The organism is Lysobacter firmicutimachus (assembly GCF_037027445.1).
GTDB classification, from domain to species: Bacteria; Pseudomonadota; Gammaproteobacteria; order Xanthomonadales; family Xanthomonadaceae; genus Lysobacter; species Lysobacter firmicutimachus.
In genome coordinates, this window is the sequence record NZ_JBANDL010000002.1 from 540,243 (window position 1) to 561,269 (window position 21,027).

Annotated in this window: 22 protein-coding genes; 14 read left to right on the top strand and 8 right to left on the bottom strand. The window is 69.6% G+C overall.

The window, feature by feature from the left end; all coding sequences use genetic code 11:
- Nucleotides 1–162 precede the first annotated feature (162 nt).
- Nucleotides 163–1,713 (top strand): M4 family metallopeptidase, encoded by a 1,551-nt coding sequence (locus tag V2J18_RS02265; RefSeq protein ID WP_336130802.1) that lies wholly within the window; start codon nucleotides 163–165, stop codon nucleotides 1,711–1,713.
- Between the two features lie 187 nt (nucleotides 1,714–1,900).
- Here V2J18_RS02265 and V2J18_RS02270 read toward each other — a convergent pair whose 3' ends face one another.
- The 3 genes from V2J18_RS02270 to V2J18_RS02280 all read right to left on the bottom strand — a co-directional run bounded on the left by V2J18_RS02270 (nucleotide 1,901) and on the right by V2J18_RS02280 (nucleotide 5,407).
- Complete coding sequence (locus tag V2J18_RS02270; RefSeq protein WP_336130803.1) at nucleotides 1,901–3,562, bottom strand: hypothetical protein; 1,662 nt, start codon at nucleotides 3,560–3,562, stop codon at nucleotides 1,901–1,903.
- A 169-nt stretch (nucleotides 3,563–3,731) separates the two neighbouring features.
- A complete protein-coding gene (locus V2J18_RS02275) occupies nucleotides 3,732–4,586 on the bottom strand; it encodes an MBL fold metallo-hydrolase (protein WP_336130804.1) in 855 nt (284 codons plus the stop codon).
- A complete protein-coding gene (locus V2J18_RS02280) occupies nucleotides 4,583–5,407 on the bottom strand; it encodes an MBL fold metallo-hydrolase (RefSeq protein ID WP_336130805.1) in 825 nt (274 codons plus the stop codon). The genes V2J18_RS02275 and V2J18_RS02280 overlap by 4 nt, the downstream gene beginning before the upstream one ends.
- 141 nt (nucleotides 5,408–5,548) lie before the next feature.
- Between V2J18_RS02280 and gcvA the strand changes: the two genes are divergently transcribed.
- Nucleotides 5,549–6,478, top strand: a complete 930-nt coding sequence (gcvA, locus tag V2J18_RS02285; protein WP_075575222.1) for a transcriptional regulator GcvA — start codon at nucleotides 5,549–5,551, stop codon at nucleotides 6,476–6,478.
- A gap of 4 nt (nucleotides 6,479–6,482) precedes the next feature.
- On the opposite strand, the gene V2J18_RS02290 is transcribed toward gcvA, so the two are convergent.
- The 3 genes from V2J18_RS02290 to V2J18_RS02300 form a co-directional block, all read right to left on the bottom strand.
- The gene (locus V2J18_RS02290) at nucleotides 6,483–6,707 is read right to left on the bottom strand and encodes a hypothetical protein (protein WP_064749190.1); all 225 of its coding nucleotides are present in this window, start codon (nucleotides 6,705–6,707) and stop codon (nucleotides 6,483–6,485) included.
- A 121-nt stretch (nucleotides 6,708–6,828) separates the two neighbouring features.
- Nucleotides 6,829–7,239: a VOC family protein gene (locus V2J18_RS02295; RefSeq protein ID WP_064749191.1), complete on the bottom strand. Its 411-nt coding sequence runs from the start codon at nucleotides 7,237–7,239 to the stop codon at nucleotides 6,829–6,831.
- 31 nt (nucleotides 7,240–7,270) lie between these two features.
- The gene (locus V2J18_RS02300; protein WP_336130806.1) at nucleotides 7,271–7,723 is read right to left on the bottom strand and encodes a helix-turn-helix transcriptional regulator; all 453 of its coding nucleotides are present in this window, start codon (nucleotides 7,721–7,723) and stop codon (nucleotides 7,271–7,273) included.
- A 227-nt stretch (nucleotides 7,724–7,950) separates the two neighbouring features.
- Here V2J18_RS02300 and V2J18_RS02305 point away from each other — a divergent pair, with 227 nt between their 5' ends.
- From V2J18_RS02305 to V2J18_RS02340, 8 genes are all read left to right on the top strand, one after another.
- Entirely contained in the window at nucleotides 7,951–9,171 is a 1,221-nt protein-coding gene (locus V2J18_RS02305; protein ID WP_336130807.1) for a helix-turn-helix domain-containing protein, read from the top strand.
- A gap of 43 nt (nucleotides 9,172–9,214) precedes the next feature.
- Nucleotides 9,215–9,880, top strand: coding sequence for a Vgb family protein (locus tag V2J18_RS02310; RefSeq protein ID WP_336130808.1), 666 nt, complete (start codon nucleotides 9,215–9,217; stop codon nucleotides 9,878–9,880).
- 152 nt (nucleotides 9,881–10,032) lie between these two features.
- On the top strand, nucleotides 10,033–10,812 hold the full coding sequence (locus tag V2J18_RS02315; RefSeq protein ID WP_064749195.1) for a DUF899 domain-containing protein: 780 nt from the start codon (nucleotides 10,033–10,035) through the stop codon (nucleotides 10,810–10,812).
- Between the two features lie 136 nt (nucleotides 10,813–10,948).
- Nucleotides 10,949–11,491: a hypothetical protein gene (locus V2J18_RS02320; protein WP_336130809.1), complete on the top strand. Its 543-nt coding sequence runs from the start codon at nucleotides 10,949–10,951 to the stop codon at nucleotides 11,489–11,491.
- A gap of 350 nt (nucleotides 11,492–11,841) precedes the next feature.
- Nucleotides 11,842–12,537 carry a DUF3348 domain-containing protein gene (locus V2J18_RS02325; RefSeq protein ID WP_336130810.1) on the top strand — a complete coding sequence of 232 codons (696 nt, stop codon included), beginning with the start codon at nucleotides 11,842–11,844 and terminating at the stop codon, nucleotides 12,535–12,537.
- A gap of 7 nt (nucleotides 12,538–12,544) precedes the next feature.
- Nucleotides 12,545–14,929 carry a DUF802 domain-containing protein gene (locus V2J18_RS02330; protein WP_336130811.1) on the top strand — a complete coding sequence of 795 codons (2,385 nt, stop codon included), beginning with the start codon at nucleotides 12,545–12,547 and terminating at the stop codon, nucleotides 14,927–14,929.
- Nucleotides 14,926–15,579, top strand: a complete 654-nt coding sequence (locus V2J18_RS02335) for an OmpA family protein (protein ID WP_336130812.1) — start codon at nucleotides 14,926–14,928, stop codon at nucleotides 15,577–15,579. Before V2J18_RS02330 ends, V2J18_RS02335 begins: the two co-directional genes overlap by 4 nt.
- Nucleotides 15,569–16,225, top strand: coding sequence for a DUF2894 domain-containing protein (locus V2J18_RS02340; RefSeq protein ID WP_336130813.1), 657 nt, complete (start codon nucleotides 15,569–15,571; stop codon nucleotides 16,223–16,225). The genes V2J18_RS02335 and V2J18_RS02340 overlap by 11 nt, the downstream gene beginning before the upstream one ends.
- 296 nt (nucleotides 16,226–16,521) lie before the next feature.
- Here V2J18_RS02340 and V2J18_RS02345 read toward each other — a convergent pair whose 3' ends face one another.
- Nucleotides 16,522–17,757, bottom strand: a complete 1,236-nt coding sequence (locus V2J18_RS02345) for a ricin-type beta-trefoil lectin domain protein (protein ID WP_336130814.1) — start codon at nucleotides 17,755–17,757, stop codon at nucleotides 16,522–16,524.
- 243 nt (nucleotides 17,758–18,000) lie between these two features.
- Between V2J18_RS02345 and V2J18_RS02350 the strand changes: the two genes are divergently transcribed.
- Nucleotides 18,001–18,168, top strand: coding sequence for a hypothetical protein (locus tag V2J18_RS02350; RefSeq protein ID WP_336130816.1), 168 nt, complete (start codon nucleotides 18,001–18,003; stop codon nucleotides 18,166–18,168).
- Nucleotides 18,169–18,848: 680 nt separating this feature from the next.
- On the opposite strand, the gene V2J18_RS02355 is transcribed toward V2J18_RS02350, so the two are convergent.
- The gene (locus V2J18_RS02355) at nucleotides 18,849–19,601 is read right to left on the bottom strand and encodes a hypothetical protein (protein ID WP_336130817.1); all 753 of its coding nucleotides are present in this window, start codon (nucleotides 19,599–19,601) and stop codon (nucleotides 18,849–18,851) included.
- Between V2J18_RS02355 and V2J18_RS02360 the strand changes: the two genes are divergently transcribed.
- The 3 genes from V2J18_RS02360 (at nucleotide 19,582) to V2J18_RS02370 (ending at nucleotide 21,023) form a co-directional block, all read left to right on the top strand.
- Nucleotides 19,582–19,911: a hypothetical protein gene (locus V2J18_RS02360; protein ID WP_064749203.1), complete on the top strand. Its 330-nt coding sequence runs from the start codon at nucleotides 19,582–19,584 to the stop codon at nucleotides 19,909–19,911. The genes V2J18_RS02355 and V2J18_RS02360 overlap by 20 nt on opposite strands.
- Entirely contained in the window at nucleotides 19,904–20,173 is a 270-nt protein-coding gene (locus V2J18_RS02365) for a hypothetical protein (RefSeq protein ID WP_064749204.1), read from the top strand. The genes V2J18_RS02360 and V2J18_RS02365 overlap by 8 nt, the downstream gene beginning before the upstream one ends.
- A 226-nt stretch (nucleotides 20,174–20,399) precedes the next feature.
- The gene (locus tag V2J18_RS02370; RefSeq protein ID WP_336130818.1) at nucleotides 20,400–21,023 is read left to right on the top strand and encodes a TetR/AcrR family transcriptional regulator; all 624 of its coding nucleotides are present in this window, start codon (nucleotides 20,400–20,402) and stop codon (nucleotides 21,021–21,023) included.
- Nucleotides 21,024–21,027: the final 4 nt, after the last annotated feature.

Below are 21,027 nucleotides of genomic sequence, written 5' to 3' on the forward strand. Positions count from 1 at the left end.
TAGCGTCGATTCCGCCGCAGTGGTCGTCCGCGGCAGTCGCGTAATCCCGCCGGAGATCGGATTTTCCGACGCGCGGTGCGCACTGCCCGGAGCCGAAGCGGAACGCCGCACCGCGGCCGCGCCCGCGGCCGTCCCTCCATCGTCGACCTTCGGGGTATTCCAATGAACCGCAACGTATCGGTCCTCAGCTTCGCCGTCTCCCTGGTCCTCGCCGCCGGCGCCGCCGGCGCCGCGCAACGCATCGACCTGCACGGCGTCGACGTGGCCAAACTCAACCGCCAGTACCAATCCGCCACGGCCAAAACCGGCGCCATCGCCAAGGCGCCGGTGCGCCACGCCGAACTGATCGCGCTCGACGCCCAATCCAGCCTGGCCGAGCTCAATAGCAGCCAGGACGCCGACGGCTCGCGCAACTATCGCTATCAGCAGAGCTATCGCGGCATTCCGGTGTTCGGCGAGCACGTGATCGTGCGCGAGGACGCCCAAGGCAACGTGCGCGCGCTGTTCGGCCGCTCGGTCGCCGGCGTCGCCGCCGACCTGCCCAGCGTGCAGACCAAGCTCGACGGCGCTCAGGCCCTGGGCCTGGCGAAGAGCGCGACCTTGGGTAAGCGTGGGGCGTCGCTGCGCGTCGGCCAGCAGAACAGCCGCAAGGTGATCTACCTCGACGATGCCGACCGCGCCCATCTGGCGTATGCGGTGGACTTCTTCGCCGACGCCCCCAAGGGCGGCGAGCCGACCCGGCCGTTCGCGATCGTCGACGCCGTCAGCGGCCAGGTGCTCAAGCAGTGGGAGGGCCTGAACCATGCCGAGATCGGCACCGGTCCCGGCGGCAACCAGAAGATCGGCCAGTACGAGTACGGCAGCGGCGGCCGCCGCTTCATCGACGTCACCCGCAGCGGCAGCACCTACACTTTCAACACGCCGAACGTCAAAACCATTAATCTCAACCACGGCACCAGCGGATCGACCGCGTACTCGTACACCGGTCCGCGCAACACGGTGAAGCCGATCAACGGCGCCTACTCGCCGCTCAACGACGCTCATTTCTTCGGCAAGGTGGTGTTCGACACCTACCAAGCCTATGTCGGGGTGTCGCCGCTGAACTTCCAGCTCAACCTGCGCGTGCACTACAGCAACAACTACGAGAACGCCTTCTGGGACGGCCGCACCCTGACCTTCGGCGACGGCCGCACCACCTTCCATCCGCTGGTCTCGCTCGACGTGGTCGCGCACGAGGCTTCGCACGGTTTCACCGAGCAGCAGTCGGGCCTGATCTATTCCGGCCAGTCCGGCGGCATCAACGAGTCGTTCTCCGACATCGCCGGCGAGGCAGCCGAGTTCTACCACCGCGGTCGCAACGACTTCCTGGTCGGCGCCGACATCTTCAAGGTCAGCGGCCGCGCCTTGCGCTACTTCGCCAACCCGCCGCAGGACGGGCGCTCGATCGGCCACGCCCGCGACTACCGCACCGGCCTGGACGTGCACTACTCCTCGGGCGTGTTCAACAAGGCGTTCTATCTGCTGGCGAACAAGCCGAACTGGGGCACGGTCAAGGCGTTCAAGGCCTTCGCCAAGGCCAACAAGGACTACTGGACCCCGAGCACGACCTTCAACCAGGGCGGGGTCGGCGTGCGCCAGGCCGCCAGCGATCTGGGCTATAGCACCGCCGACGTGATCGATGCCTTCGCCCAGGTCGGCGTGACCGCGCAGTAAGTCCGCTGCGCCGATCCTGCGCCGGCCGTGCCGCGGCCGTTCGCGTCGTCCGTCCGGGCCCGATGTCGAGCGGGCCCGACGGCAACGGATCAAGGAGTCGCTTCGGCGACCGGCTCCCGGTTTCGGCCGGGGGCTCGTCGTGTCCCCGGCCCGATCGACGCGTGGCGGACGCGACGACCCGGGTCGATCAGTCCCCGTCGGACGAGCGCTTTCGCTTCTGACGCGCAAAATCGACGCCGAATATCTGCGCCAGGTCGATCTGTTCCTGCCGGATTTCCTCCACGACGACGTCGCCGCCGTGCCGATAAAACCGCCAACGCTTCGTGGCGCGGCCGCTACGGTCTTCGATTTCGACTTCGTTGACCTGGCTGGGCAAGGTCGGTCCTTCCACGACGCATCGCCGCGGGTCCAGGCGCAGCCGCTTGAAGTCTATGCGCAGGCGCGGCGTGCTCGTGCGCGTCACGCGGCGGCAGTGGTCGATCGCTTCGAATAGAGCGTAATGGGCGTACAGGTTGGGGTAGTAGGGCAAGCGGCCGGGCGCTGCGGCCGATTCGTCGTAGAAGTAGCGGCCCATGGCCTCGACGTTGTCCTTGCGCGGGGCAAACTGGTAGTTCGCGTCGAATTGCAGCCCCTCTCTGGGGGGCGGGACCGACGCGATGGGGGCTGGGCCCGACGCGGGCTGCTGGAAGTATCGTCGGGCCAGGGGAAGCGCGCAGCGGTAGCACAGATTCAGCGCTTTGTCGCGGTCGCGCAGTTGCCGCTGCGCCAAACCGATGCCCGCGTTCCAGCCGGCTATTTCCGCGTGGGCCTCGTCCCAGCGATGCAGGCTGAGGTAGGCATGGACCCACTTCGTATAGTCCGGCAGCGCGCCCGCCGCCAGCGTCGGATGTTGTGCGTATCGCTCGTAATAGGATTGGCGGGCCTGGCGGTATACGCAGATGTTGAGGGCGTGCTGGGCCTCATGCCCCAAGTTTTGGGCGATTCGCACCAGCGTTTCGAGCGGAACATCGCCGGAGCCGCTGCGGTGCTTGGCGATGGCGGAGATGTCCAGGTGGATGGCTTCGAGTTGCGTGGAATACAGCGCGATCGTGCCCGGACGGGAGCGCAGCTCGCCGAGCGTTTTCAGCGTGCCGCGTACGACGGCGCCTGCGACCCCGCCGAGGAGCTTCGGTGACAGGCGGAGGGTCAGCATGATTCTCCGCATCGCCGTCTGCCTGCCCTGCGCGGTCAACGGCAGGGTGCAGCAGAGCAGTCCCGCGGCCAGGCGGTCGCGGATCGCCGAATGGGCGGCTGCGTCCTTGGCCGTTGTCCCGATCGCAACGACGAGCGTTGCGGAGTCTTCGTGGTAGTCGAAGACGGGCGTCGCGACGGGCCGCGCTGCGATGGCCAGAAGCTTGCCTGAGCGCAGGCATCCGCGAATCAGCGCAACGATCGGCGGACTCGCCGCGATCACGTCCTGGAACGGTTCGTGCATCGTCCGGCCCGCTTCGCTCGCGTACAGTCGGCTGGCGCAGTCGAGCATTGCCAGGGTCGCATGCAGTGCGTCGTCGTCGCCGATCTGGGCGGCCGGAACGACGAAGCGGTTGGGCGGACGAAAACGTCCGAGTGGACTCGGGGACGCCGGGTTGTTTTCAAGTTCGAACCGGGCCAGCCGGCGCGCTTGAACCGCGGCTTCCAGTTGCTGGGCCAGGATCGGCTGGGGCGTTCCGTCGTGGGGGGGCGCTGCGACGATGCGGTAGATGCCTTCCCTCAACGCGGTCAGGCGCTGCCTGGTTGCCTCGTCGTCGGCCGGAAGCGCGGAAAGGGAGTCAGTGATGGCGCGATCCAGCGCCGGATAGCTCGAGGACACGGCTTCGCTCGACGAGTAGCGGACCGGGGGGCCGATACCGTTCTGAACGGCCGCTTGGGGGCCGCGTGAGTGCGGTCCTGCGACAGCCAGGCAGGTCGCCCGCCGCAGCGACGTCAGGGCCGCCGAGACGCGCCGCTTTCGCAGTAGGCTTGCGCCGATCCAGGGGGGCTCAGCCCCAATCCAGCCACTGTCCGGGCGCGAGCACCCGGATCTCGACCGGTTTGTCGCGCGCGGCGGCGCGCAACCGGCCGATCGGGTCCTCGACTTCGATGTACTCGGCGATGCCCGACACGCCGTAATGGATCGGCACCAGGCGTTTGGCGCCGAGGATGGTCGCCGCGGCCACCGCCTGTTCCGGGGTCAGCACGCCGGGCTGGCCGCTGGCCGGTTTGCGCCAGCCGAAGCGGGCGCCGTTGACCGGCAGGAACGCCGCGTCGAAAGGGCCGAACTGACGGCCGATGCGCCACCAGTGCCCGTGCCAGAGGGTGTCGCCACCGTGGAAGATGCGCCGCCCACCGGCCGAGATCGCCCATGAGGCCTGCGGGTCGCCGTAGCCGTCCGAAGCCGGCACGGCGGTGGCGGTGAAGTCGCCGAGCAATTGCGGCTCCCACGGCGTGCTCGGTCGGGTGCGCGCGCCGGCGGGGATCGGCAATGGGTTGGTTCCGGCCGGGTGTGCGAGCACGCCGCCGTTGCGCAAGGCCTGCGCGACGGCCTTGGCATCGAAATGATCGCCGTGGGCGTGAGTGACCAGGACGTAAGCATCGCCGCCGGCCTCGACCGGGATCAGCGGGTCGGCCAGCGCCTTGCCCCATTCTTCGGGATTGATCAGCGGATCGACGAACAGGTCCGCGCCCGGCAGTTGCAGGCGGAGGCCGGCCCAGGCCAGGCGTTGTATGCGCAGGTCTTCGCCGGCGGCGAACGCGGCGCGACTGGCGACGAGTGCGGCACCGGCGAGCCCGGCGCAGCCGAGCAGGAAGCGGCGTCGGTGCGAGCGGTGTGCGAACGGGGCGCGGTCGATGCTCATGCTCGTGCCTCGCGTGCGGCCAACGCGGCGTCGAGGGCGAACACCGACTGGCCGACGACGACGTCCAGGTTGTGCCCGTGCCATTCGCGCTCGAACGGCGTGGGTTCCACCCCCGCGGCAACGCAGTCCTCGATCGCGATCGCGCGGATGCGCCGCTCGCTCAGCGCGGGCGGCGCTTGGCTGCGTATCCGCACCACGGTTTCGCGCAAGCGGTCGAGATAGTGCAGGGCTTGGTCGAGCACGGCCGCGGGGAATCGGCCCATATGCCCGCCGATCACCGTGCCGCGGCCGAGCTGTTTGATCCGGTCGATCGCGCCGCGCAACTGCGCGGGATCGGCCTTGGAGAGGTAGACGATGCGGCCGACGATGTTGTCGCCGACGCAGACCAGGTCGGCGCCGGGCGCGTCGACGCTGACGTGGTCCAGGGTCTTGCCGGGGTTGTGCAGCAAATGCAGTTCGTGCCGGCCCCAGCGCAGGCTCAGGGTGCCGTCGAACACCAGCTTGGGTTCGCGGTAGTACGCGTCCACGCGCCGGTTCTGCGACAAGAACGTATGCCGGTGGTGGCGCTGGGCGATGCTCAGGGCCTGCGGAAACAGCATCAGGCCGGCCATGTGGTCGCTCATGCGATGAGTGGACACCACCGCTCGCACGTTCTTGCCCAACTGCCCGCACAACACCTCGCGCAGTTGGCGCGCATCCTCTTCGCCGGCGAGTGCGTCGACCAGCAGGGCGTCGTCGCCGTCGAAGAAGGCGGTGGCGACCGACTCGTATTCGTCGCCGACGAACATCACCACGTCCGGGTGCAGCGGTTCGACTTTCATGGTCCGGGCCTGCGATGGCGAGGCGGCCATGGTGGCCAGCCGCTGCGGCGGCGACAAACGAGATGTTTTCGCGCCAACATTAGAAAAACTAACTTGATACGATGCCGGCTCCCGCGCACGAGTCCAGCGCCCGAGGCGATCGTGAAGCCGCGCCATCCCGTTCCGCTCAACGCCTTGCGCGCCTTCGAGGCGGCGGCGCGCTGCCGCAGCTTCCAAGACGCGGCGGCGCAGCTGTTCGTGACCCCGGCCGCGGTCAGCCATCAGGTCAAGCGCCTGGAAGCCTACCTCGGGGTCAGGCTGTTCCATCGCGGCCACCGCTCGATCGAACTGACCGGCGAGGGCGCGAATCTGGCCGCCTCCCTGGGCGAATTGTTCGGCCTGCTCGACCTGGCCCTGGACCGGGTCGCCGCGCCGGCCGCGGCGGACTTGCGGGTGAGCACGATGGAATCGTTCGCGGCCAAATGGCTGGCGCCGCGCCTGCACCGTTTTCACCGCGCGCATCCCGAACTCAAGCTGCGCATCGAAACCGGCAACGAACACGCCGATTTCGTCCGCGACGGCATCGACGTGGCGATCCGGTACGGCGCCGGCGCGTATCCCGGGCTCAGCGTCGAACCCCTGATGCAGGCGCCGGCGTTTCCGGTGTGCGCGCCGTCCCTGTGCGAGGATGCCGCCGCGCCGCTGCAACGGCCGCAGGATCTGCGCCGGCACACGCTGTTGCACGACGAAGGCGCAGCCGGGCGTGCCGGCGTGCCCGATTGGCGCGCGTGGCTGCAGGCGGCCGGCGTCGGCCGGATCGACGCCGGGCGCGGGCCGCTGTTCGCCAGCATCTATCTGGCGCAAGAGGCCGCGGTCGCCGGTCACGGCGTCGCCCTGGGGTTGGCGCCGCTGGTCGCCGAAGATTTGCTGCGCGGACGCCTGGTGCGGCCGTTCGCGCTGTCGCTGGGCAACGCTTATGCGTTCTGGATCGTGCGCCGGCCGGGCGCGGATGCGCACCCGGCCGGCGAGGCGTTCTGTCGCTGGTTGCGCGAGGAGGCCGCCGCGATGGACGGCGCGGCCGACGCCTCCTGATCCCTCATTCGCCTGCGCCGGGCCGCGCGCTGCGGCGTTTGTTGAGATACGGCAGCGCGAACAGGTACAGCCCGGTCAGCACCAGCAGCGCCAGCGGCAACAGCGGGATGTAGGAGATCCAGACGATCGGTTTCTCCTGTGCCAGGGCGATGAAGGTGGCGACGACGGTCAAGGTGAAAACGATCGAGGTCCAACGGTGGAATTGCCGGATCCATTGATTCGCGTTCATGAGCGCTCCTGAGCGGGACGACCGATGGGACCCCGGCGCGACGCCGGGGGGGCTGAAACGGCGCTGGCGCAGGGGCGCGGCGCCGCCGGGTGCGTGACGTCCCGGCGGCGATGCCGCCGGATCAGCCCTGGGCCTGGATGCGGATCAGATTGCCGGCCGGGTCGCGCACCGCGCAGTCGCGCACGCCGTAAGGCTGATCGGTCGGCTCCTGCACGATTTCCACGTCGCCGCTCTGCAGCCGGGCGAACACGCCGTCGAGGTCGGGCGTGGCCAGCATCAGGATGGCGAAGGTGCCCTTGGCCATCATCTCGGCGATGACCCGGCGCTCTTCGTCGGTGACGCCGGGGCTGGCGTTGGGCGGATACAGCACGATCGAGGTGGCCGGCTGGCCGCCGGGGCCGACGGTGATCCAGCGCAGGCCCTGGTAGCCGACGTCCTTGCGCACTTCGAAGCCGAGCGTGTCGCGGTAGAAAGCCAGCGAGGCTTCCGGATCGTTGTGCGGGAGAAAACTGGAGTGGATGCTGAGGTTCATGGCCGTCTCGGCGGGTGAGTGAGCCGTCATCCTAGGCCGGCTCGGGAACCGGCGCTTCTCGATTCCTGATCGGTCTCGTCACTTGCTTGGCCACGCAGGACGGCAGGCCGACGGTCGCCGCCGCATGCTGGCGCTGATAGACGCTGGGCGGCATGCCGACCAGTTCGGCGAAGCGGGTGCTGAAGGTGCCGAGCGAGGAACAGCCGACCGCGAAGCAGACGTCGGTCACGCTTTGCTCGCCCAGGCGCAGCAGCGCCATGGCCCGCTCGATACGGCGAGTCATCAGATAAGCGTAGGGCGATTCGCCGTAGGCGAGCTTGAACTGACGGCTGAGGTGTCCGGCCGACATGCCGGCGGCGCGGGCCAGGGCTTCCACGTCCAGCGGCAGCGCGTACTCGCGGTCGATCCGATCGCGCACGCGGCGCAGCCGCGCGAGATCGCGCAAGTGCACCGTGGCGGCGGCTGCGGTGGGTCGGGGGCTCATCGCGGGCGATCCTGCCACGCAGGGACGAAGGGCTCAAGCGCGCACAGCGGCGGGAACGATGCAGGCGAGGGCGCCGCGCTCGTTCGAGCCTGACCCGACCGAGGGAGCCGGTGTCCGCGGCGAGCCGCAAACCGCCGTGCCGGCCGACGCGGGCATCCGGAGCCGTCGCTCGCGCGACCGTCGCATCGTCTCTGTACGCCATCGCGTCGCCGGCGTAGCGTGTCGCGATGGACTCGCTGATCGCCGCCGCCGGGCGCGCCTTGGCCGTCGGCGACGCGCTCGCCGCGCTCAAGCGCGTGGCCCTGCGCGAGGATCCGCCGGCGCTGGCTTTGCGCGGCATCGCGATGGCCCAACTCGGCGACTACCCGCGGGCGCGCGAGCTGCTGCGCCGCGCCGCGCGCGCGTTCGGCGCGCGCGAGGCCATTGCGCGGGCGCGCTGCGTGGTCGCCGAGGCGGAAACGGCGCTGGCGATGCGCGACCTCGGCGGCTCGCCGCGCGCGCTGGCCGAAGCCGCGGCGGTGTTGGCCGCGCGCGGCGACCGCGCCAACGCCTGGCAGGCGCAGCTGATCGCGGCGCGTCGTGCGCTGTTGCTGGGCCGCGTCGACGAAGCCGCCGCGGTCCTGGCGACGTTGGCCGGTACCGAGTTGCCGCCGGCGCTGGCGGCAGTGGCGGCCTTGGCCGAAGCCGAACTGGCTCTGCGCGCGCTGCGCACCGCGTCCGCGCGCGCGGCGCTGGACCGCGCCGAAACAGCGGCGCGCCGCGCCGGCGTGGCGCCGCTGCTCGCCGAAGCGGCCGATGCGCGCGCCGCGCTGGGTCGGATCGCGGCGCGGCTGATCCGCGCCGGCCACGAGCAACCGCTGCGCCTGGACCAGGTCGAAGCCTTGCTGGCCGCGGACATGCTGGTGGTCGACGCCTGCCGGCGCGGATGGCAGGCCGGCGACGGTTGGCGGTCGCTGGCGCGCCGGCCGGTGCTGTTCGCCCTGTTGCGCGCACTGGCCGAAGCCTGGCCCGAACCGGCCGAGCGCGGCGAGCTGATCGCGCGCGTGTTCCGCACCCGCGATCCCGACGACAGCCATCGTTCGCGATTGCGGGTCGAGATCGGTCGCTTGCGCGCGCTGCTGGCGCCGTCGGCGCGGATCGAGGCCACCGCCGGCGGTTTCGTCCTGCGACCGCGATCCGGGCGCAGGGTGGCGGTGCTGGCGCCGCCCATCGACGGCGACTCGGCCTCGTTGCTGGCCTTGCTCGCCGACGGCGCGGCCTGGTCGAGCTCGGCACTGGCGCAGGCCTTGGGCGCCAGCCAGCGCTCGGTGCAGCGCGCCCTGGCGGAACTGGAAACCGAAGGCCGGGTGCGCTCGGTCGGCCGCGCCCGGGCGCAGCGCTGGTTGGCGCCGCCGCTGCTGGGATTCACGACGATCTTGTTACTCCCCGCTGCGCTGCCGGCTGAGTAGATTGGGTTCACGGCGCCGCGACGAGCGCCCTCGGAGTCGGAGCATGTCCCGCAATGCCCATTCGCCGGAGCCGCTGCCGGCGCAGATCGTGCGCGAATACGGCCCGTTCGACGGCGCCGACAAGATCGCCGGCGTGACCTACGACGGCCACCGCGTCTGGGCCGCCGCCGGGGCGCAGATGCTGGCCTTCGATCCCGCCAGCGGCCGGGTCGAGCGCAGGCTCGAACGCGCCGCCGATGCCGGCACCGCGTTCGACGGCACCTACCTGTATCAGATCGCCGAGGCGCGCATCGACAAGATCGATCCCGCCACCGGCGACGTCCTGGCTTCGATCCCGGCGCCGGGCGCTGGCGGCGATTCGGGCCTGGCCTGGGCCGAAGGCAGTCTGTGGGTCGGCCAGTACCGCGAGCGCAAGATCCATCGCATCGATCCGGCCACCGGCGCGGTGCTGCGCACGATCGAGTCCAACCGGTTCGTCACCGGCGTGACCTGGGTCGACGGCGATCTCTGGCACGCCACCTGGGAAGGCGACGCCAGCGAGCTGCGCCATGTCGATCCCGACAGCGGTGCGGTGCTGGAGCGGCTGGCGATGCCGCCGGACACCTTCGTCAGCGGCTTGGAATCCGACGGCGCGGAACTGTTCTATTGCGGCGGCGGTTCGAGCGGCCGGGTGCGCGCGGTGCGCCGGCCGAAAACGCGCGCCGGCTAGCCGGGCGCACGGCGACGGACGATGCGTCGCCGCCGCGCGCCACCCCTCTCCCGTGCCACCGGCCTTCGCGCCGGAACGGCAGGCCGTGTCCGGCGTTCGCCGATCCGCATCGGTCCCTTTCCCACGACGGCCCGCGGGCCGAGGAGCGCACCATGAATGCAGCAACCGCCGAATCGAGCCTGGCCGGACATCCCGTGGTGTCCGCCGAGCGCTGGCTGGCCGAGCGCCGCCGCCTGCTCGAGCGCGAAAAAGAGCTGACCCGTCTGCACGACCAGGTCGCGCGCGAACGCCGCGCCCTGCCGTGGCGGCGGGTCGAGCAGGACTATGTATTCGATACCCCGCAGGGACGCCGCAATCTGGGCGCACTGTTCGGCGCGCGCAGCCAATTGCTGGTCCAGCACTTCATGTTCGCGCCCGGTTGGGAGCAGGGCTGCAAGAGCTGTTCCTACATGGCCGATCACAACGACGGCGCGATCGCCCATCTCGCGCAACGCGACGTCGCCTTCGTCGCGGTCTCGCGCGCGCCGCTGGAGCAGATCGAACGCTTCCGCCGCCGCATGGGCTGGCGCTTCGCCTGGGTCTCCTCTTACGGCAACGCCTTCAACCGCGACTTCGGCGTCAACTTCGCCGTCGACGACCTGTCCGCCGGGCAGGTGGACTACAACTACGTGCGCCAACCGTTTCCGCACGAGGAAGCGCCGGGCATCAGCGTGTTCCACCGCGATCCGTCGGGTGCGGTGTTCCATACCTATTCGCGCTACGGCCGCGGCGTGGAAGTGATGATGCACACCTATCAGTTGCTCGACCTCACCCCCAAGGGGCGCGACGAGGACGGCCTGGAGTACTCCATGGCCTGGGTGCGCCACCACGATCGCTACCCGGCGGATGCGGCGTCCCTTGCGGCATCGGGTTGCTGCGGCTCGCACGACTGAGCCCGGCCGGAGCCGACGTGTGGACGCATGGTCGCCCTGGTGGCTGATGGCCGCATCCGGCGCGATGCACGGCCTCGGTCCGGCCAACGGCTGGTTGCTGTTGGCCGGTCGCCGGCCCGGCCCGGAGCGTGCAGCGGTGCGCGGGCTGCTGGCCTTGGCCGTCGGGCATGCGCTTGCGTTGATGCTCGCCGTCGTCGCCTACGCCCACGGCCTGTACCTGGACGCCGGCTTGAGCCGTCGATGCGCGGCGGGCCTGTTGATCGCGATCGCCGCCCATCGCGGCTTGCGCGATATCGGGCTGGCCGGTCCCGCCGGGCCGGTCGCGCGCCGCGCGCCGGCCGGCACCGACCGCCGCCGGTGCGGCGCGCATGCCGGTCTGGCGCTGTGGTCGTGCCTGATCGCCACCGGGCAGGGGACCGGGACGATGCTGCTGCCCGCGTTGACGCCGATGTGCACGACCGGCGTGGCGCCCGGCCCATCGGTTGCCGGGGGCGTGGCGACGGCGCTGCTGGCGGTCGGAGTGCATCTGGCCGCGATGCTGGCCGTCGCCGGGACGGTCGCCGCCGGCCTCGACCGCGGGATCGCCGCCGTGTCGCAGCGGATCGGCACGCCCGCCGCGCGGCACGGCTGGACGGCGGGGTTGGCGATCGTCGGTCTGGGCCTGGCGGTGCGGGGTTGAGACGATCGGCATCGGACCGGCCGCCGCGCCGGTGCGGATGCCGCCGGGATTATCCGCACCGCCGCAGCGACCGCGCCCTGGAATATGTGCCTGCCCATTATCGGCCGCAGGCGAGGGATTATCGTGGCATCGCCCGAGCCGCATCGCGGCCGGCCGGCGGTGATTTTTGCTTGCAGGCGGAGGCGGGGCGCACGGTCCCCTATGGCTATTTACCGGCCGGCCCAACGCCGGGCGAACCAGTATGAATCCGCTGAATCGACCGGGTTTGGCAGTGTGCGACCCGGCCGCCATACAGCGAACGGTCGCCTGCGCCGTGTAAAATGACCGCCTTTTTTAGCCTGCAGTAACTGATGGAAGCTTCACGACGGGCGACGGTCCGTGGCCCGACGTTCATTCGCTTGCTCGCCCGCCTGACCCACGCCGATATTCCGCAGCCGAGCCAGCCGCTGTCGGACCGATTGAGCCAGTGGGTCGATTGGACGCATTCGCTGACCTTGTCGACCGCGCTCGACGCGACCCCCTTGGCCGCCGCACCGGGCGAACGCGTCTGCGCCGACAGCGAGGCGGCCGAGTGCGCCAAAGTCCGCAGCGCGCTGAGCCAGGCGATCGCCGGCGATCGCGCCTTTGCCGCGCCCGACGCGACACCGCCGCGCGCCGACGAGCCTGCCGATTACTCATTCTTCCGTCAGCGTTACCTGGCCTTGCAGCAGACCATGGAAGCCGGTGTCGGCCGCCTGCGCGAGCGCTTGCGCGACCGGCTCAGCCTGGGCACGCCGGAGATGGCGCGGCTGGCGGCCGTGGACCAGGTGATGGAGCGCGCGCTGGCACGGCGCGAGCGCGCTCTGCTGGGCTCGGCGCCGGCCCTGCTCGGCGAACACTTCGAACGGCTGCGCCTGGCTGCGCAGGACGATGCGGCCGCCGCGCCGCGCGTCGAAACCTGGCTGGACGCCTTCCGCCGCGACATGCGCGGATTGCTGCTCGCCGAACTGGATGTCCGTCTTCAACCGGCCGAGGGTTTGCTCGCGGCCCTTCGCACCCGCGCATAAAAACAACATGCTCAAGCACCCGCTGCATTCTTCGATCTTCTTCGCCGGTCTGGCCGCTATCGCCTGGGTCGCCGCCGGTTATGTCGGCCATCATCCGCTGGCGTTGTCGGTCGCGCTGCTGATCGGCGCCTGTTACTGCGTCGGCGCGTTCGAGCTGTACCGCTACCGCGAGGCGACGGTGTCGCTGCAGCGCGCGCTCGACGGCCTGTCCGCGCCGCCCCCGTCCCTGGGCGAATGGCTGGAGCGCCTGGCTCCCGGCTTGCGCCAGGCCGTGCGCCTGCGCGTGGAAGGCGAGCGCGTGGCGCTGCCGGCGCCGGCGCTGACGCCGTACCTGGTCGGGCTGTTGGTGCTGCTGGGCATGCTCGGCACCTTGCTGGGCATGATGGTCACCCTGCGCGGCACCGGCCTGGCGCTGGAAAGCGCCGCCGACCTGCAGGCGGTACGCGATTCGATCGCCGCGCCGGTCGCCGGCCTGGGCTTCGCGTTCGGCACTTCGATCGCCGGCGTCGCCGCCTCGGCCATGCTCGGCCTGCTGTCGGCGCTGTGCCGACGCCAGCGCGCGCAGGCGGTGCAGGGCCTGGACGCCGCCATCGCTACCGGACTGCGCGGCTATTCGAAGGCGCAGCGGCGCGAGGACGCGTTCAAGCTGATGCAGCGTCAGGCCGACGCCATGCCGGCGCTGATCGACCGGCTGCAGGCGGCGATGGCCGCGCTGGAGCAGCACAGCCAGGCCGCGCACGAGCGCCAGGCCGCGGCGCAACAGGCCTTCCACGACCGGACCGAAGCGGCTTACACGCGTCTGGCCGCCTCGGTGCAGGCGTCGTTGCGCGACAGCATCGGCGAAAGCGTGCGCGCCGGCAGCGCGGCGCTGCAGCCGATGGTCGACGCCACCATGAACGCGATCGCCGGCGAGACCCGCGCGCTGCACGCCTCGGTCGAACAGGCGGTGCAACGCCAGGCCGACGGACTGGCGGCGGGCTTCGCCGCCACCGCCGATACGGTGACCCGGATCTGGAGCGGCGCCCTGGCCGACCAGGGCCGCGCCAACGACACGCTGGTGCGCGATCTGCGCCAGACGCTGGACGGCGTTGCCGCGACCTTCGAACGCGGCGCGAACGGCCTACTGGAAACCGTTTCGGCGCGCCTGGAGGCCGAGACCGAGCGCACGGCGCACGTCTGGAACGACGCCTTGCAACGTCAATCGTCCGCGCACGAGGAGCTGGCGGCGCGCAACCGCGAAGCGCTGAGCGCGGCGACGGCCGCCTTCCAGGCCCAGGCCGCGGCGCTGGTGCGCGGCGCCGACGATTCGCATGCACGGTTGCAAGCCAGCCTCGCAGCAAGCGACGAGCAACGCCTGGCCAACTGGTCGCAGCGTTTCGAAACCCTCAGCGCCGCGCTCGATCAGCGTTGGCAGCAGGCCGGCGAGGAGGCCGCCGAGCGCCAGCAACGCATCTGCGACACCCTGGCGCGGACCGCGGACGAGATCTCGGCCCAGGCCCGTACCCATGCCGAGGGCACCCTGGCCGAAGTGTCGCGCCTGGTCGAGGCGGCGTCGCAGACGCCCAAGGCCGTGGCCGAACTGGTGCGCGAGGCGCAGGCTTCGCATGCCGAACTGCAGGCCGTGCTGGAATCGCGCGACGAGCAACGCCTGGCCGCCTGGACCGGGGCCTTCGAAACCATGGCCGCCCATCTGAGCCAGCGCTGGGAGCACGCCGGCGAGCAGGCCGCGGACCGGCAGCAGGCGATCTGCGACACCCTGGCGCGCACCGCCGAGCAGATCTCCGCCCAGGCCCAGGCCCACGCCCGCGACACCATCGGCGAGATCTCGCGCTTGGTCGACGCCGCCGCCGAAGCGCCCAAGGCCGCGGCCGACGTGGTCGCCGAATTGCGCCAGAAGCTGTCCGACAGCATGGTCCGCGACACCGCGATGCTGGAAGAACGCAATCGTCTGTTGGCGACTCTGGAAACCCTGCTCGATGCGGTCAACCACGCGTCGACCGAGCAGCGCGCGGCCGTGGACGCCTTGCTGGCCGCCTCCAGCGAGGCCCTGGAGCAAGTCGGCAGTCGCTTCAGCGAGCGGGTCGACGCCGAAACCGGCAAGCTCGGCGGCATGGCCGCGCAGGTATCGGCCGGCGCGGCCGAAATCGCCAGCCTCGGCGAAGCCTTCGGCGCGGCGGTGCAATTGTTCGGCGAATCCAACGGTCAACTGGCCGAACGCCTGCAAGGGGTCGAGAACGCGCTGGAGAAGTCGCTGGCGCGCAGCGACGAGCAGTTGGGCTATTACGTGGCGCAGGCGCGCGAGGTCATCGACCTCAGCATGTTGTCGCAGAAGCAGATCATCGAGAACCTGCAACAGCTGGCCGAGCGCAGCGCCGGGGCCGAAGCGGCATGAGCGTGGAACTCGACGAGGCCGACGCCGGCACCGCGGCGCCGGTCTGGGCCGCTTACGCCGATCTGATGTCGGTATTGCTGGGCGTGTTCGTGCTGATCCTGGTCGGCGTGATCGGCATGCAGCTGCAGCTGTCCGACCGGCTGGACCAGGAGGTCAAGCGCCGCCAGCAGGAGGCGCAGCGTCGCCAGACCCTGGAACAGGCGCTGGCCGGACCGCTGGCGGCGGGCCGGGTCACCCTGATCGACGGCCGCATCGGCATCAGCGGCAACGTATTGTTCGCGCTGAATTCCGATCAGCTGCAACCGGAAGGGCGCGAACTGCTCAGAAGCCTGGCCGGCCCGCTGGCCGGCTATCTGCGTTCGCGCGACGAGATCCTGATGGTCAGCGGCTTCACCGACGATCGCCAGGTGCGCGAAAGCAATCGCGAATTCGCCGACAACTGGGAACTGTCGGCGCAGCGCGCGTTGACCGTGACCCGGACGCTGATCGCCGAGGGCGTGCCGTCGTCGTCGCTGTTCGCGGCCGCGTTCGGCGCCGAGCAACCGGTCGGCTCGAATGCCGACGAGGCCGGACGGGCCAGGAATCGCCGGGTGGAAATCGCGCCGGTGCCGAAGCCCTCCAAGCGCGGCGCGGCAACCCGTGCGCGATAAGGTCGCCGAGATCGCCGGCCTGCTGGACGTCTGGCGGGCGCAGGGCGCCGATCGCGTGCAGCCCTTGCGCTTCCATCGCATCGAGGCTTTGGCGCGGCACGCGCGCAATCGCGACGGCGAAGCGCGACGCTTGCTGGAGGCGCGGCTGTCCGGACTGGCCGAAGAGTTCGCCGCCGCGCTGCGGGCGCGCGCCGACGTCGCCGCGCCCGCCGTCGCGCCCGCATCCGCCGACGCGTCGCTGGCGGCGCTCGCCCAGCGCATGACCGACGCGGCCGGCGCGCGCGAACGCGCGCTCGGCGCCGGTGCCGGCGCCCGCGCGTCGGCGTCGGCGTTCCCCGAGTTGGGCGCGCTGGCCGGGTTTCGCAGGCTGTGGGCCGGGCTGCGCACCGAAAGCCAGTTGCGGCAGTCGTTGGAGCAGGCGCCGGAGAACGCCGGCCCGCTCAACTCCGGCCGACTGGTGCATCGCTCGCTGCTGTTGATGCGCGAGGCCTCGCCGGAGTATCTGCAGCAGTTCTTGTCGTACGTCGACACTCTGGCCTGGATCGAACACATGCATGCCGACGGCGTGATCGAGCCGGAAGAAGCGCCGCGCCCGCCCGGCAACGGCAAGCGCGTCCGCGACAAGCCGCGCAAACGCCGCGAGTGAGCGTGGCGAAGCCGCCTGTTCGTCGTCGGTTCGGTAGCGCAGCCGCGCCGCTTCGACTTCGGTGTGGGCCGGCAGTGCCGTTCTTGCGCCCGGTAGCTGATCCGTCGCGGTATCGCGCGACGGCAAGACGTCTGCTGCCCTGCGAGGGGACTGTCGCTGCAGCGTCAAACAGGAGCGATCGGAGCGCCGGCCGCGTTTCGTCGATCAGAAGGGCATCTGCGGACCCTCTTCGAATGGCGTCCGAAAAAACAACGGTCGTAGCCTGCCGCCGCCGCAGCGGCGGCAGGCTGATGGGATCAGTAGTCGTAGCGAGTCCAGATCTGCGATGGCTTGCCGTTGCATTGGTAGAGCTGCAATGAAGTACCGTTCGCCACCCCGTTGTTGGTCACATTCAAGCAGTAGCCCGACGTCGTATTGCGGAACGATCCGTTGCCGAGCAGCTCCCAGGTCTGAGAGGGCGATGCATTGCACTGGCCGATCTGAACCGGCGCTTTGAGCGCAGTAGAACGGTTGGCGACGTCTACGCACTTGCCCATCACCATCAGGGTCTTGGCCCTGCTGATATGGAACTGCTGGGCGACGCTGGAATTGCAGTCGTAGATCTGCAACCGTGCGCCGTCTACCGGGTTGGCGTTTGGCACGTCGAGGCAGCGGCCCGAACCGTTGCCCTTGAGTATGGCGGTTTCGGTGATCCAGCCGCGGCCTATGCGCAAACCGTTGCCGACGGGCGCGGCGGAATACCCGGATTCGTCCGTCGCGCACGTGCTGCCTGAGATGCTCGGGTTGCGGATCGTTCCGCTAAGCCCGCCGGCTGCGGTGGTGAAGGCGCCGGCCAGGGTCGTATCGATTCGCGGCAGCTGAAGGCACGACGGAACCGTCGAGTACCAGTGTTCGATAAAGCCGACGCCGCTGCTCTTGAGATTGCCGCGCGCGGGCGATTCGGTGAAGGTGCCTATATGTGTTTCCACGCCGGTGACGGTGTCGGTCGCGGTGCCGGTCCAGGTATTGGGGGCCGTCATCTGGACGGTCAGTGCGTACGGATGACCGTACTCGGCGTAGAAAGTGAAGCCGCAGCTCACGCCGTCCGCATCGCCGTCGGCGCCGCTGACGCAGTTGGGATCGTTCTCGGTAGATCCGGCATCGAAAGTGGAAAAGATGCCGTGCAAGCGCTGGCGGCCGCTGCTGTCGGGTTTGGGTTGCAGGCCGATGTAGCCGCCGCCGCCGTTGACGAAGAAGAACTGCTGAGCGACGAACATGCCCATATGGCGCTGAGATTGCGGATGAACGGTGATGGTGAAGGTGATGTCTTCCAGTCCCTCCGCCGATGCCCCCTCGACGCTCCAATCGGTATAGATGTTGCCGGTCCTGTAGTCCGCAAGCGCGGGTGCGGACGCGGCCACAAGTCCAAGCGCCAGCAGTCCGGCGCCAAGACGTTCGTTCAGATATCGGATGCAGCCGTATATGCCGCCGCGAGAGCGCGATGCGGATGAGGGCGAGTGGGTGGTCGGATCGCTTGGGGGTGTCGCGTGCATGGAGGCTCCGGAACAAGTGCGGTGACTGACTCTGCGTGTGTAGAAGGTCGGTTTGGGACGACGGCAGTCGGCGCGCGACCGCGGTGCTGATCGCGCCGGGGACGGGCGGGGTGGGGGCGTTTCGAAGTGCTGGCGAGAAGCGGTTGCTGGCAATTGGAATGTCGGCGTCGTCGAACCTATTCGATGGCTGCCCTAAGTCGCCGGTGCACAGCCGCGGCCCTGCCGGCCCCGGCGGTGGCGCGGATGCGCCGCATCGGTCGAGATCGCAAAAAATCGATCGTCGCGCTGGTGGTCAGCGTCGCCTTGCCAAAGGACGCGGTGCTGGACTGCGCGCGGCGCCGGTGCCTTCTGCTCGTGCGAGTGGAGGTTGGCGGCGCTAGCAGCGAACCGGTTGTAAGCGTGGAGGCGTGATGGTGGTAAGGACTCAGCATGGGCGAATTCTCGAATGGCGTCCTTGCCGGTTCTTTTCTCGAAAGGCCTGACGGAATGCGAAGACGAGCTGGCGAGAACATCTGAATCGGGTCGATGCGATCGGGGGGCTATGCCTGGCGTATCGTTCGAACGACCTGTTCGGGACGGGTTGGGACGGCGCCTTCCCGCAAGAGGGCGTGATCGAGGTAAGCCGATTGCTATTCATGGCGCCCGAGGTTGATGGCGGTGCGGCGCCTTGCGGCGCAGCGCTGCGATGGTTGCGAATCGACGCTAGATACGATGGTCGGCGATGTCAATGGAATATGTGTGACGTATCGAGGCTGGGCCGAAAACGGAGTAATAGGCACATTGCTGAGGCAGCGTACGGCCTGCTGCCGAGGAAGCAATGCGGTTTCTAGGATGCCTGCTCGAGGTCGCGAGGATTTGCGAGTCCAAGCTGGAGTCGTCGCGGCCTGCTGCTGTTCCTCTTCTGCGACCAGGATGCGGCCGCGCGCACGCCGCCTCGTCGGTGCGGGCCAGGCAGGCGCGCGCCTGTGGACGCGGGCGAGCGCTCGACGAGGAGATTACGCATGCCGCGCTTCCACGGCGCATGCGTCCATGACGTCCGCGTCGCCGAGGTGGGCGGATGGAGGTTCGGCGCGTATTGGATCGAAGTGTCGTTAGGCCACGGCCGGCAGATTACGGATGACCGGCGGCAGGTCGTCCTCTTCCTCTTCCTCGTCCTCTTCCTCGTCCGGTCCGGGCGGGCGGAACCAGGACACGGCATCCAGGAAACGGCGGTAGAACCGCAAGGTCGTCTGCGGCGTGTCGAGCACGTCGTCGCTTCGCACCGCCTCCGGCGCGATGGTGCCGGCATGGCCGGGCGCGGCCGCCTGCATCATCGACAGCAGTTCGTCTTCGAACCGCAGCTCGCCGCGTACGGTCAGCGCCGCATCGGCTTCGATGCGCAGGTCGATGTCTTCACCGCGCGGCGAAGACGGTTGCGGTGGCGTCTTCATGGCGGGCCCGTTCGTGTGGGGGTCGTCCAGGTGAGCGTCGGTAGAGGCGCAGGTGTGAACGCCGCTGCGCCGGCCGGCGTGCGGCTTGGCCGTGCGGGCGCCGGTCCGGCGTTGATATTTCTGCACCCGCATCGACGGCGCTGCGGCCGGCGGAATTTCCGCCGGCGAAAACGCGATGCGGATTCGACAACCCGGTTGCGATTGCGGCCAAGGCCGAGGCGCGGCGATCGGGCTGGGGCGAGGATCGCCGGCGGTCGTCTGTCGCAGGAGGCGGACGCGTATCCGTAACGCAATGCGCAGAAGTCCTCCGGCGCCGGTGCGAGGCTGCGGTTGGCGCACCGCCGGATCGGCGGTTCGGTGGGGCGAGGACATCCCCTTCTCCAGAGAGGCGGTCATGAAGGTCAGCGGTTTCAACGTCGATCCGCGCCGGCGCTACGACGGCCCCGAATTCATGGAGTACTGCATCAGCGAGAAGGCTTATCTTCCGGCCGATCGCGACCGCACCCCCTGCATCACCTGCCCGTTGGGGCAGCTGTGCGAGGCGGGGTTCCACGAACAGGTGCGCCTGGTGACCAGCGGCCAGAATCCTTCGCTGACCGAGTGCAAAGTATTTCCGGACGAAGCCCTGAGCCGGGACGGATTGCTGTCCGGCCTGTCGTCGGAGCAGCGGGCGTTCGTGCTGCGTCATGTGTTCGATGTCGAAGAGGAGAGCCGAAATGAATGACAAGACCATCGCTTTCCAACTGGAAGCCAAGAAACAGCTTTCGGTGAAGGCCGAACGGCTGAGCGCCACGCAACTGGAAGCGAAGAAGCAGTTGTCCAACAAGGCCGAGTTGGTCGCCAAGCAGCAGTTGGAATCGAAGAAGCAACTGGCGAAGAAAACCGACTTGGTCGGCAAGCAGCAGCTGGAAGCCAAAAAGCAGTTGTCGGAGAAGACGGCGATCGTCGCCAAGCAGCAACTCGCGGCGAAGAAGAGCGCCGGCTGAGCGGCGCGCCGCATCCGCCCGGACACGGCCCGAGGCGCGGCCGCACAGCGCTTGGACGCCGTGTGCCGGGCGCCGCCGCGCCCGGCGATGACGCTGTTGCGATGCGGTGCGCTTGCGGCGTGCAAGCATGAGGCCGCGATACGGCCGGCGGCGGGGCGAAGGACGGGGCGATGCGATCGTCGTGGACCGCTTGACGTAGACAGACCTGTCTGTATACTGCGGTGCCATGGCCACCGCCGCACCGACCGCCGATTCTCCGCGCGAGCGCATCCTCGAGACCGCCGCGGCGCTGTTCTACGCCCACGGCATCCACGCGGTCGGGGTGGACTTGATCGTCGCCCGCGCCGAAGTCGCCAAAGCCAGTTTCTATAAGCATTTCCCGTCCAAGCAGGATCTGATCGTGGCGATCCTGAGCCGCCGCGGCGAGGCGTGGCGGCAGGGATTGGCGGAATCGGTGCGGGAACGCTGCGCGGACCCGGCGCTGCGGCCCTTGGCGGTGTTCGACGCGCTCGGCGAACGTTTCGGCCAGGGCGATTTCCGCGGCTGCATGTTCATCAATTCGATGGTCGAGTTGGCCGATCGAGGTCACGCCGGCCATGCCGTGGCCGACGACCACAAGCGACGGGTAACCGCGTATCTGCGCGGCCTGCTCGAGCAGGCCGGCGTCGATCCGGCGGCGGCCCTGGCCGAGCAGTACATGCTGTTGATCGACGGGGCCATCGTCACTGCGCTGCGCATCGGTTCGGCCGCGCCCGCGGCCTCGGCGCGGGCGATCGCCGAACGGCTGTTGCAGCACGCCCTGTCTCCCGGTCGCGGCCGTCGCAAGGCCGCCCGACCGGGCAGTTCCTGACCCC